This window comes from Microbacterium sp. OR21 (assembly GCF_047306785.1).
Taxonomy (GTDB): Bacteria; Actinomycetota; Actinomycetes; order Actinomycetales; family Microbacteriaceae; genus Microbacterium; species Microbacterium esteraromaticum_E.
In genome coordinates this window covers 767,184-779,097 of sequence record NZ_JAZEXJ010000002.1, presented here as the reverse complement: position 1 = coordinate 779,097, position 11,914 = coordinate 767,184, and the positions used below count along the sequence as shown (strand labels likewise).

Annotated in this window: 10 protein-coding genes; 6 read left to right on the top strand and 4 right to left on the bottom strand. The window is 69.8% G+C overall.

Features of this window, described 5'->3' with window-relative positions:
* Positions 1-32: 32 nt before the first annotated feature.
* From V2S04_RS08245 to V2S04_RS08235, 3 genes are all read right to left on the bottom strand, one after another.
* Entirely contained in the window at positions 33-959 is a 927-nt protein-coding gene (locus V2S04_RS08245) for a carbohydrate ABC transporter permease (protein ID WP_413638025.1), read from the bottom strand.
* On the bottom strand, positions 956-1,819 hold the full coding sequence (locus V2S04_RS08240; RefSeq protein ID WP_413638128.1) for a carbohydrate ABC transporter permease: 864 nt from the start codon (positions 1,817-1,819) through the stop codon (positions 956-958). Before V2S04_RS08240 ends, V2S04_RS08245 begins: the two co-directional genes overlap by 4 nt.
* A gap of 216 nt (positions 1,820-2,035) precedes the next feature.
* The gene (locus tag V2S04_RS08235; protein WP_413638024.1) at positions 2,036-3,355 is read right to left on the bottom strand and encodes an ABC transporter substrate-binding protein; all 1,320 of its coding nucleotides are present in this window, start codon (positions 3,353-3,355) and stop codon (positions 2,036-2,038) included.
* Between the two features lie 248 nt (positions 3,356-3,603).
* On the opposite strand from V2S04_RS08235, the gene V2S04_RS08230 reads away from it, so the two are divergent.
* Together V2S04_RS08230 and V2S04_RS08225 are read left to right on the top strand one after the other, a co-directional pair.
* Positions 3,604-5,031, top strand: a complete 1,428-nt coding sequence (locus V2S04_RS08230) for a glycosyltransferase (RefSeq protein ID WP_413638023.1) — start codon at positions 3,604-3,606, stop codon at positions 5,029-5,031.
* Entirely contained in the window at positions 5,028-5,231 is a 204-nt protein-coding gene (locus V2S04_RS08225; RefSeq protein ID WP_313366267.1) for a hypothetical protein, read from the top strand. Before V2S04_RS08230 ends, V2S04_RS08225 begins: the two co-directional genes overlap by 4 nt.
* Here the strand turns inward: V2S04_RS08225 and V2S04_RS08220 are convergent.
* Positions 5,193-5,906 carry an EAL domain-containing protein gene (locus tag V2S04_RS08220; protein WP_413638021.1) on the bottom strand — a complete coding sequence of 238 codons (714 nt, stop codon included), beginning with the start codon at positions 5,904-5,906 and terminating at the stop codon, positions 5,193-5,195. The genes V2S04_RS08225 and V2S04_RS08220 overlap by 39 nt on opposite strands.
* A 155-nt stretch (positions 5,907-6,061) precedes the next feature.
* Here V2S04_RS08220 and V2S04_RS08215 point away from each other — a divergent pair, with 155 nt between their 5' ends.
* The 4 genes from V2S04_RS08215 to V2S04_RS08200 all read left to right on the top strand — a co-directional run bounded on the left by V2S04_RS08215 (position 6,062) and on the right by V2S04_RS08200 (position 11,832).
* Positions 6,062-7,090: a diguanylate cyclase gene (locus V2S04_RS08215; protein WP_413638020.1), complete on the top strand. Its 1,029-nt coding sequence runs from the start codon at positions 6,062-6,064 to the stop codon at positions 7,088-7,090.
* Positions 7,091-7,183: 93 nt separating this feature from the next.
* On the top strand, positions 7,184-7,399 hold the full coding sequence (locus V2S04_RS08210; RefSeq protein ID WP_413638018.1) for a heavy-metal-associated domain-containing protein: 216 nt from the start codon (positions 7,184-7,186) through the stop codon (positions 7,397-7,399).
* A gap of 92 nt (positions 7,400-7,491) precedes the next feature.
* Positions 7,492-9,687: a heavy metal translocating P-type ATPase gene (locus tag V2S04_RS08205; RefSeq protein WP_413638127.1), complete on the top strand. Its 2,196-nt coding sequence runs from the start codon at positions 7,492-7,494 to the stop codon at positions 9,685-9,687.
* A gap of 105 nt (positions 9,688-9,792) precedes the next feature.
* Complete coding sequence (locus tag V2S04_RS08200) at positions 9,793-11,832, top strand: heavy metal translocating P-type ATPase (RefSeq protein ID WP_413638126.1); 2,040 nt, start codon at positions 9,793-9,795, stop codon at positions 11,830-11,832.
* Positions 11,833-11,914 lie beyond the last annotated feature (82 nt).

The window sequence follows — 11,914 nt, the reverse complement described above, 5'->3', positions numbered from 1 at the left end:
GGGGAGGTTCTCTTTCGTTCAGAGGGCGCGGATCAGCCCTTCACGGCGCCTGCCGTCAGACCCGAGCGCCAGTAGCGCTGCAGCGAGAAGAACAGGATGACCAGCGGCACCACGCCCAGCAGCGCACCGAGCATGACCGCGCCCTTGTCGGGCGAGAAGTAGCTCATCATCCCGTACAGGCCGAGCGTGACGGGCTTGAGCTCGGCACTGGAGACCATCAGCAGCGGCAGCAGGAAGTTGTTCCAGGTCGCGACGAAGATGAACAGGAAGATGGTCACCATCGCGGGGCCCAGCAGCCGCAGGACGATCGTGAAGAAGATGCGGATCTCGCCTGCGCCGTCGATGCGTGCGGCCTCGAGCAGCTCGGTGGGCACCGATGACTGAGCGAAGACCATGCCGAGGAAGACGCCGAACGGCGACACCGCCGACGGGATGATGATGGCCCAGATCGTGTTCGTCAGCCCCAGCGCGTGGAACTCGATGTACAGCGGCACAGTGAGCAGCGCGACCGGCAGCAGCAGCCCGCCCATGATCACGCCGACCGCGATCCGCCGACCGGGGAAGGCGAACTTCGCGATCGCGTACCCGGCCATCACGGCCACGAGCGTGCCGATCACCCCCGCGCTGATCGAGTAGAGCAGCGAGTTGCCCACCCAGCGCCAGAACAGCCCCTGCGTCCAGCCCATCAGGCTGTCGTAGTTCGCGCCGAGGTTCCATTCGGCGAACCAGAAGCCGAAGGTGGAGGTGAGGTCGGCGTTGTTCTTCGTCGAGGCCACGAGCAGCCAGAAGACCGGCACGAGGAAGTACAGCATCGCGACGACCAGGGCGATCACGCCGAAGGTGCGCGCCAGCCGGCCGGGCGCGATGGAGCGGGGAGGCAGGTCGGCCGGCGGCTGGGAGCGGCGGCGCGGACGTCGTGTCGCCGCGGTCTCGGCGGCGATCAGTGTCGTGGTGGTCATGCGTCCCCCTTGCGGCGCTGCAGCAGCGCGTAGACGATCGCGAGCACGCCGGCGATCACGGCCATCAGCAGCGAGTAGGCGGATGCCGGGCCGCTGCCCGACGGCGAGATCTCACCCATCATCGAGTTGTAGGTCAGCATCATCGGCGTGAAGTCCTTGCCCATCCACTGGTTCTGGCTCTCGAGCACGACCGGCTCGTTGAACAGCTGGATGGTGCCGATGATCGACAGCAGCACCGCGAGCAGCGCGGCGCCGCGCACCATCGGCACCTTGATGCGCGTCGCGATCTGCCAGCCGCTGGCGCCGTCGATGCGCGCGGCCTCGTAGAGGTCGCGCGGCACGGCCTGCAGCGCCGACAGGAAGATGAGCATGTTGTACCCGGTGTAGGTCCAGGTGGTCATATTCGCCATCGACAGCAGCACCGTGCTCGGCGCGAGGAAGTTCGTCCCCTCGGGCAGGAAGGGCAGGAACGGCGAGACCTCGGGCGTGTACAGGTAGAGCCACATCATCGCCGCGATCACGCCCGGCACGGCGTAGGGGAGGAAGAACGACAGCCGGAACAGGCCCGGCCGGCGCACGATGAACGAGTCGAGCAGCAGGGCGAGGGCGAGGGCGACGATGATCATCACCGGGATCTGGAACGCCGCATAGAGCACGACCCGGCCCATGCCGGCCCAGAACGCGCTGTTGCCGATGGCGAGCGCGAAGTTGTCGAAGCCGACGAACGTGTCGACCAGCTCGCCCCCGCCGTACAGTCCCTCGCCGGACGGGAGCTGGGCGAAGAACGACGCCCGGATCGAGACGATGATCGGCACGATGAAGACGATCGCGAACAGGATCGCGAACGGGGCGAGGAACATCCACCCGGTCAGACCCTCGCGGCGGATGCCCGTGCCCCGTCGTCCTCTCTTCGCCGAGCGTTTCGGCCCGGAGCGCCCCGGTGCAGCGGTGCCTGCTGCCGCCGCGGGCGGTGCGATGGCTGTGTCGGTCACGGCTCATTCCTCCTGATCCAGGACGACGGCGGAGAGCACTGGGTGCTCTCCGCCGTCGGCGTCATACTGTGTGGTGCTCGCCGGTCACTCGGCGACCGGCAGACCCAGGTCCTTCAGCGAGGCCACGGCGGTCTTCTGCGCGGTGGCGAAGACGTCGGCGACCGGCACGGAGCCGTCGGCTGCGCCCGCGGCGACCTCGTTCATCTTCGACAGCGTCGAGAAGCCGGGAGCGTACGGGAAGTCCGGGTTGAGGTTCTCGGTCGCGGTGGCGAGCTCGGCGAGCACATCCTGACCGCCGAACTGGCGCTGCATCTTCTCGGGCGTCTCGACCTCGCCCTTGGCCGCGACGACGAGACCCTGCGAGGCGAGGTCGTCGACCTGCGTGTTGAACCAGGCGTTGAACTTCATCGCCTCGGCCGGGTGCTCGCAGCCCTTCAGCACCGAGACGCCCGATCCGCCGTCGGGGCCGCTCATCTCGCCCGCACCGAAGTCGGGCAGCTGCGCGACGCGCCACTGCCCCTCGGCGGGGGTGCCGTCGAGCGAGTCGAGCAGGAAGCCGGCCTCCCAGGCGGCACCGACGTGGCCGATGAGGCTGCCGTCGTTCAGAGCGGCCGTGAAGCCCTCGCCCCAGCGCTCGGTGGTGAGTGTCTGCTTGCTGTCGATGAGGCCCTGCCAGAACGCGGCCACGCGCTGCGAGCCCTCGCCCTCGGTCTCGACCTTCCACTTGTCGCCCGCGCTCGAGAACCAGGTGTCGCCCGCGGCGGCCGACTGGGCGGACAGCCAGTTCGAGGCCTCGTCGGGGGTGAAGGCGGTGACGAACTTGCCGGCGGCGGCGGCGGTCGCGCTGTCGGCCACGAGGTCGTCGAGCGTTGCCGGCGCATCGAGGCCGAGCTCGGTGAACGCGGCCTCGTTGTAGAAGTAGACCAGGGGGCCGGTGTCCTGCGGAAGCCCGACGATGGCGTCGCCGACCTTCATGCCGCTGAACGCACCGGCCGAGAAGTCGTCCTCGTACTTCTTCGCCTCGTCGGCGACGTCCTGCAGCATGCCCTTCACGAAGAGCTGGGGAACCTCGGAGTACGACGTCTGCGCCAGGCACGGTGCGTTGCCCGCCTTCACGTCGGTCTCGAGCTTGAGGATCATGTCGCTCGAGGCGCCGTCGAACTTCGTCGCCTTGACCTGGATGGACGGGTTCTCGTCGTTCCAGCGCTGCACGATGTCCTTGACGGCGGTCATGTCCTTGCCGTCGGGCAGTCGGTGCATGTACTCGATGGTGATCGCCTCGCCGTCTGCGGGCGCGTCGCCCGAGCCGGTGTCGCCGCTGCTGCAGGCGGCGAGCCCGAAGGCCGAGATGGCGCCGACGGCGATGACGGCTGCGGTGCGGATGGTGCGGGACGTGGATGCCATGCTGTGCTCCCCGTTGAGGTCAGATGAGGGTGGGGACCGTCACGGGTTTGACGGCCTGGAAGCCATTAAACCTCAGAATGTTTGCGCTCACAACCTCGGCGGATGCGATTTTCCGTGTTCCTGAGCACGCCGTCGATTGCGCTGCCAGGAGCGCGCCCGACGAGCTCGGCCCGATATCGGCCTCGGGGGTGCCTCTGTCGGCCGCCGCCGTTAGAGTGGGAGGACGCTGGGGAGCGGAAAGGGATGTCGTGGGTCGGTTCTTCCAGCGCGCCGTGGGGCTCGTCGTCATCGTCGTGGTCCTCGCCGCCGCCGCACTGCTCTGGTGGGGCATCGCCGTCACCGATCCGCCCCAGCTCTGGCATCCGGTGCAGGTCTCCCTCGCCGGGGCCTGGCGCCTGTTCTACAGCGCCGACCTGCCGAACGTCGGCGTGATGGCGGTGGCTCTGGGGCTCGCCCTGCTCTTCGTCGCCTTCGTCGTCATCAGCGAGCGCGTCGTCGCAGCGCGCTACCGCCGCGCCGGCGCCGACGTGACCGAGCTGCCCCTCGCCCCGCGCGTGGTCATGGCCCGCACCCGCGGTGTGTTCGCCGGCGAGGTGTCGGTCACCGTGCTGATCCCCGCGCACAACGAAGAGAGCTCGCTGCCGCACACGCTCACCTCGCTGCAGCAGCAGACGCGCCCGCCGCAGCGAGTGATCGTCGTGGCCGACAACTGCACCGACGGAACCGTCGAGGTCGCACGCCGCCACGGCGCGGACGTGTTCGAGACCGTCGGGAACACGCACAAGAAGGGCGGTGCGCTCAACCAGGCGCTCACCGATCTGCTGCCCACCCTCGGCGACAACGACACGGTCATGGTGATGGACGCCGACAGTCAGATCGGCGAGGACTTCCTCGCCGAGGCCGCGCGGCGCTTCACCGACGACCGTGCGCTCATGGCCGTCGGCGGGCTCTTCGAGGGGGAGGACGGGCACGGGCTGATCGGGCAGTTCCAGCGCAACGAGTACATCCGCTACCAGCGTGAGATCCGCCGGCGCCGCGGACGCGTCTTCGTGCTCACCGGCACCGCATCCGTGTTCCGCTCGGCAGCGCTGCGCGAGGTCGCCGCCGCCCGCGGGAAGCACCTGCCCGGCATCCCCGGCGAGGTGTACGACACCCTCGCCCTCACCGAGGACAACGAGCTCACCATCGCGATCAAGTCGCTCGGCGGACTCACCATCTCGCCGACCGCGTGCAGCGTCATCACCGAGCTGATGCCCACCTGGCGGATGCTGTGGGCGCAGCGTCTGCGCTGGCAGCGCGGCGCGCTCGAGAACCTCGGCGCCTACGGCGTCACCCCGCAGACCATGCGCTACTGGGCTCAGCAGATCGGCATCGGCTACGGCGTGCTGGCGCTGTTCGCCTACTTCGCGCTGCTGATCATCATGATCCTCGCGATGGACACCTGGGTGTGGTTCCCGTTCTGGATCCTGATCGGGCTGCTCTTCGCCGTCGAGCGGGTGGTCACCGCCTGGAAGGGCGGCTGGCGGGCACGCGTGGTCGCGGCTCTCGTCTTCCCCGAGCTCGTCTACGACTGCTTCCTCAACCTCGCGTTCCTCAAGGGCGTCTTCGAGATCGCCTTCGGGCGCAGCGCGACCTGGAAGCACGTCGATCACAGCAAGAAGGAGGTGTCGGCGTGATCCGCACCGGAATCCTGCTGCCCGAGTCGATCCTGTACGGCGACTGGTTCGGGGTGCTCGCCACCTTCGTGGCGATCAACACGCTGATCTACGTCGTGCTCGGCCTGATCAAGGTGCTGCCGCAGTGGCGCCGCCCCGCGCATCTGGGAGCGAGCCGCAGGTCAGAGACCCGCAGCATCCACCCCGACGCCCCGCTGTAGGTCGGCGAGCATCTCGGCGACCGCATCCACGGCGGTCGGCCGGCCCAGGTGGTAGCCCTGAGCGAGATCGGCCCCCAGCTCCCGCACGGCGTCGAGCTGCTCGGCATCCTCCACCCCCTCGACCAGGGTGCGCGCCTCGACCTCGCGAGCGGTCGCGAGAATGCTCTCGATGCGGCGCCGGCCCTCGGAGCCGGACAGCGACTCCCAGAACAGGGCGCGGTCGATCTTGACGATGTCGGGACGCAGATCGCGGATCCGCGTCTCGTCGGCGAAGCCGGCCCCGGCGTCGTCGATCAGCAGGAAACCGCCGAGGCGGTCGACCTGCTCCCGCACCGCTCGGCACTCACGAGGCTCGGCGCCCTCGAACAGCTCGAGGCCCCACGAGCGCTCGACGCGGCGCAGCAGCTCGGCGAGCTCGGGGAAGGACATCGTCCGGCCCGAGGCGTTCAGCGTGACGAAGCCCTCGGCGGGCAGAGCGGCGGCGGCGTCGACGGCGGCCTCGATGAGCTGCAGCTCGAGCTGCTCGCGACGACCCTCCTCTTCCGCGACGCGCAGGTGCTCGAGGGGCGATACACCGTCGTCGAACCGGGCGAGCGCCTCGAAGCCGACCACGCGCATGCGCGGCACGTCGACGATGGGCTGGAAGTGCGCTCGCGCGCTCACGGCGTCAGTCATCGGACTTCGGCTTCGACGTCACTGCTCGGGGGGAGATCACGGTTCAGTGTATGCCGTACGGGATCTCTGGGAGTGGTGCGATATACCGGGGTAGCCTGAAACCGGGGGACGCACCGGTCGGAGTCGGCCGGAGCGACGGGGAAGAGAGGGGAATCGTGGTCGTACAGGGCATCCGCGCTGCCGACGCCGAGGAGCTGGGGTGGCTGAACGCCTCCTGGCTGAGACGCGCGCGGGCGCGCACGTCGATCTACTCGATCGCCACCGCCGTTGCCTGCGTGTTCTTCTCCATGCTGCTGCTGCTCGAGCTCTTCGAGACCGACATCTCGCTCTTCGAGATCCTGCTCTCGGCCGTCCTGATGGTGGGCGGGTTCGGCTGCGGGGCGGCGGTGCTGGTGTTCGGGCGGCGTCTGCCGAGATGGGGCGGCCTGCTGCTCGTGCTGCTGCACGCGCTGGTCGCTGTCTACTACATCGGGTTCTCGGATGAGCGGCAGAACGCGGTCGCCAGCATCCAGGAGCTGCCCGTGATGGCGATCTTCCTCGCCTGGTTCTACGGGGCACGCATCGGCCGTGTCGTCGAGCTCGTCATCCTGCTGTCGGTGGGCGCGGCGATGGTGGTCGGCCCGTTCGGCGGCGACGCCGTTCCCGGCGCTGCGGCGCCGGGGCTGTTCGGCCTGTCGAACGTGTTCGGTGTCGTGGCGATGAGCTGGCTGTGCCTCGAGATCGGCTTCTTCGTGCGCCACCGGGTGCGCGTGGAGGCGCACACCGACCCGCTCACCGGAGCGCTCAACCGCCGCGGGCTGAACCACCGGATGGATGAGGAGCTGCGCCGTGCGCAGCGCTCGGGCAGACCGCTGAGCATCGCGGTGCTCGATCTCGACGACTTCAAGGCCGTGAACGACGGCGAGGGGCACGAGGCCGGTGACGCCGTGCTGAAGACGCTCGTCGCGCAGTGGATATCGCTGTCACGCGAGCGCGATCTCGTCGCCCGGCTGGGCGGCGACGAGTTCGTCATGCTGCTGCCCGACACCGCCGAGGCCGGGGCGATGGCGATGGTTGGCCGGATGCGACAGTACGCCACGCACCCATGGTCGTGGGGTGTCGCCCAGGTGCGGGCCGACGACACGCTCGAATCGGCGCTTCGTCGTGCGGATGCCGAGATGTATCGCCACAAGCGCGATCGCTGAGCGCGATCGCACGACGCTGGAATACCCCGGTGGGGTATCTGGTAGTACTCTGGTGAGAGTACCCCTTGGGGGTACCCGAGTGAAGGAGACACCATGAGCACCAGCCAGTTCCAGGTGACCGGGATGACCTGCGGTCACTGCGAGATGTCCGTGCGCGAAGAGGTCGAGAAGATCGCCGGCGTCGAGAGCATCGACGTCAGCGCGCAGACCGGACGCCTCGTCGTCACGTCCGCCGCTGAGGTCGACACCGACGCCGTGGTCGCCGCCGTCGATGAAGCCGGGTACAAGGCGGTGCCGGTCGGCCGCTGAGGCGCGGCCGATCCGCTGAGGAGCACATCGTGAGCACCGACACGGCGCCGACCGGCGCTGAGCAGACCCGCATCGATCTCGAGATCGCCGGCATGACGTGCGCGTCGTGCGCGATGCGCATCGAGAAGAAGCTGAACAGGCTCGACGGCGTCAGCGCGAGCGTCAACTATGCGACCGAGAAGGCGCAGGTCGTCGTCGACGGTCCCGTCGACGCCGCAGCGCTGATCGCCGAGGTCGAGAACGCCGGATACTCGGCGACGCTGCCCGCGCCGCCCGCGGAGGATTCCGAGCATCCGGATGCCGGATCCGCGGTCGACCCCGAGCTGCGCGCGCTCAGGCAGCGGCTGATCGGGTCGGTCGTGCTGTCGGTGCCCGTCATCCTGCTCGCCATGATCCCCGCGCTGCAGTTCACCTACTGGCAGTGGGCGTCACTTGCGCTCGCCGCCCCCGTCGTCGTCTGGGCTGCCTGGCCCTTCCACCGGGCGGCGTGGGTCAACCTGCGCCACGGCGCCGCGACGATGGACACGCTGATCAGCCTCGGCACATCGGCCGCGTTCCTGTGGTCGCTGTACGCGCTCTTCCTCGGCACCGCGGGGCACCCGGGCATGACGCACGGCTTCTCGTTCGCGATCACCCGCAGCGACGGGGCCGGCAACATCTACCTCGAGGTCGCCGCCGGAGTCACGATGTTCGTGCTGGCCGGCCGCTACTTCGAGAAGCGCGCCAAGCGGCAGGCGGGTGCGGCGCTGCGCGCCCTGATGGAACTCGGCGCGAAGGACGTCGCGGTGCTTCGAGACGGTGCGGAGACGCGCATCCCGATCGCCGAGCTGCGGGTGGGGGACGAGTTCGTCGTGCGTCCGGGCGAGAAGATCGCCACCGACGGAGTCGTCACCTCGGGTGCATCGGCCGTCGACCGGTCGATGATCACCGGCGAGTCGGTGCCCGTCGACGTCGGCGTGGGGGATGCCGTCACCGGGGCGACCATGAACGACGGCGGTCGGCTGGTCGTGCGCGCCACCCGTGTCGGCGCCGACACGCAGCTGGCTCAGATGGCGCGGATGGTGGAGGACGCGCAGACCGGCAAGGCCGAGGTGCAGCGGCTCGCCGACCGCATCGCGGGCGTCTTCGTGCCGGTCGTCCTCGTCATCGCGGTCGCCGCGCTGGTCGGCTGGCTGGTGGCCGGCTTCCCGGCATCCGTCGCCTTCACCGCCGCCGTCGCCGTGCTCATCATCGCCTGCCCCTGCGCGCTGGGCCTCGCCACCCCGACGGCGCTGCTGGTCGGCACCGGGCGGGGAGCGCAGCGCGGCATCCTGATCAAGGGGCCCGAGGTGCTCGAGTCGACCCGCCGGGTCGACACGGTGGTGCTCGACAAGACCGGGACGGTCACCGAGGGGCGCATGTCGGTCGTCCGGGTGATGCCGGAGCAGGGAACGGATGCCGATGAGCTGCTGCTGCTCGCCGGCGCCGTCGAGCACGCCAGCGAGCATCCGATCGCCCGCGCCATCGCATCTGCCGCGACCGACTCCGCGTCGCACGGCCTGCTTGCGGTCGACTCGTTCCAGAATCACGACGGCCGCGGCGTGACGGGCGTCGTCGAGGGCCACGCCATGGTGGTCGGGCGGCTGTCGCTGCTCGAGGACTGGGCCATCGAGCCCTCGGCCGAGCTGCTGGCGGCGAAGGCCGATGCCGAGCGGGCGGGGCAGACGGTCATCCTGGTCGCCTGGGACGGTGCTGCCAAGGGCGCGATCGTCGTGGCCGACGAGGTCAAGGCGACGAGCGCCGAGGCTGTGGCCTCCCTCAAGGCCCTCGGCCTGCGGCCAGTGCTGCTCACCGGAGACAACGAGGCCGCGGCGCGGCACATCGCCGCTCAGGTCGGCATCGACGAGGTCATCGCCGAAGTGCTGCCCGCCGACAAGGTCGCTCTCGTCTCCCGGCTGCAGGGCGAAGGCCGAGTGGTCGCGATGGTCGGCGACGGCGTGAACGATGCGCCGGCGCTCGCCCAGGCCGACCTCGGCATGGCGATGGGAACAGGCACGGACGTCGCGATCGAGGCATCCGACATCACCCTCGTCCGGGGCGACCTGCGGGCCGCCGGCGATGCCATCCGCCTCTCGCGGCGCACCCTGGGCACGATCAAGGGCAACCTGTTCTGGGCGTTCGCGTACAACGTCGCGGCGATCCCGCTCGCGGCCCTCGGGCTGCTGAACCCCATGCTCGCCGGCGCCGCGATGGCGTTCTCGAGCGTGTTCGTCGTGGGTAACAGCCTGCGGCTGCGCACATTCCGCTGATTCGGAGGATCCATCGTGAACTCGCACGAAGACCACCCGCACCACGCGCGCGGAACGCAGGAGTTCTCTCGAAACGCAGGACGAGCCGGCGCGGAAGCTCCTGCAATCCAGGAGAACTCCTCCGGATCGGGTGACCACGCGGGGCATGGCCACGGTGATCAACACGGCCACGGCAGTCACGGCGGCCACGGCGGTCACGGCGATCATGTTGCGCAGTTCCGCCGGCTGTTCTGGATCAACCTGCTGATCGCGATCCCGGTGGTCGCCACGGGCGGCATGTTCGCGATGATCCTGGGCTACGAGGTCCCCGGGTGGGCGCGCTGGGTGGCGCCGCTGCTCGGCACCGTCATGTACGTGTGGGGCGGCCGGCCCTTCCTCACCGGCGCGGTCGCGGAGCTGAAGACGCGCAAGCCGGGCATGATGCTGCTGATCGGCCTGGCCATCACCGTCGCGTTCCTCGCCTCGTGGGGTGCGAGCCTGGGCATCCTGCATCACGAGCTCGAGTTCTGGTGGGAGCTGGCGCTGCTCATCGTGATCATGCTGCTCGGTCACTGGCTCGAGATGCGCTCGCTCGCGCAGACCACCTCGGCGCTCGACTCCCTCGCCGCTCTCCTGCCCGACGAGGCCGAGCGCGTCGACGGCGACGACATCACGAAGGTCAGCCCGGCCGACCTGCAGAGGGGCGACATCGTCATCGTGCGGCCAGGGGGCAGCATCCCGGCCGACGGCGTGATCGTCGACGGCCGCGCCGATCTCGACGAGTCGATGCTCACGGGCGAATCCCGCACGGTCAGCCGCGGCACGGGCGATCAGGTCACGGCCGGCACCGTCGCGACCGACTCCGGTCTGCGCGTCGAGGTCACCGCGACCGGCGACGACACGGCGCTGGCGGGCATCCGCAAGCTGGTCGCCGACGCTCAGGCGTCGAGCTCGCGCGCGCAGCGCCTCGCCGACCGCGCCGCCGCCTGGCTGTTCTGGTTCGCGCTCGGCGCCGCCGTGATCACGGCGCTGGTCTGGACGGTGTCCGGGACGCCCGATGAGGCCGTCATCCGCACCATCACGGTGCTCGTGATCGCCTGCCCGCACGCGCTGGGCCTCGCCATCCCGCTCGTGGTCTCGATCGCCACCGAGCGCGCGGCACGTGCCGGCGTTCTGGTGAAGGACCGCCTCGCCCTCGAGAGCATGCGCGACATCGACGCCGTGCTCTTCGACAAGACCGGAACCCTCACCAAGGGCGAGCCGACCGTCACCGCGGTCGCGCCCGTCGATGGCTGGAGCTCTGACGAGGTGCTGGCGCTCGCCGCATCCGCGGAGGCCGACAGCGAGCACCCGCTCGCGAAGGCGATCGTGCGCGCGGCGTCGCACCTGACGATCGCGAGGGCGACGGGGTTCACGTCGTCTCCTGCGGTCGGCGTGACGGCGACGGTCGACGGTCACGAGATCCGCGTCGGCGGCCCGCGACTGCTCGAAGACGTCGGGGAGGCCGAGATCCCGGATGCCGCCGGCTGGCGCTCGGAGGGAGCTATCATCCTGCACGTGGTGCGCGACGGACGGGTGATCGGCGGGCTCGAGCTGGCAGACGAGATCCGCGCCGAGTCGCGCAAGGCGGTCGCCGCATTGCAGAACAGGGGCGTCGAGGTCGTGATGATCACGGGCGACGCCGAGGCCGTGGCGCATGCGGTCGCCGGAGAGCTCGGCATCGATCGCGTCTTCGCGGGCGTGCGCCCGGAAGACAAGTCGGCGAAGGTCGCCGAGCTGCAGCATGAGGGCAAGAAGGTCGCGATGGTCGGCGACGGGGTGAACGACGCTCCGGCGCTCGCGCAGGCCGACGTCGGCATCGCGATCGGCGCCGGCACCGACGTCGCCATCGCATCGGCCGGGGTGATCCTGGCATCCGACGACCCGCGCGCGGTCGTCTCGGTGATCGAGCTGTCGCGGGCCGGCTACCGCAAGATGAAGCAGAACCTGTGGTGGGCCGCCGGCTACAACCTGATGTCGGTGCCGCTCGCCGCGGGCGTGCTCGCGCCCGTCGGCTTCGTGCTGCCCATGTCGGTCGGCGCCGTGCTGATGAGCCTGTCGACGATCGTCGTGGCGCTCAACGCGCAGACGCTGCGCCGGCTCGACCTGCGCCCCGCACGCGCCTGACCCACCCCGCACCCCCGCCCCCGCCTGCGCGTCGAGAGCACCACATCTCGCCGAGTGCACGGCTCATCCACGTGAACAAGCG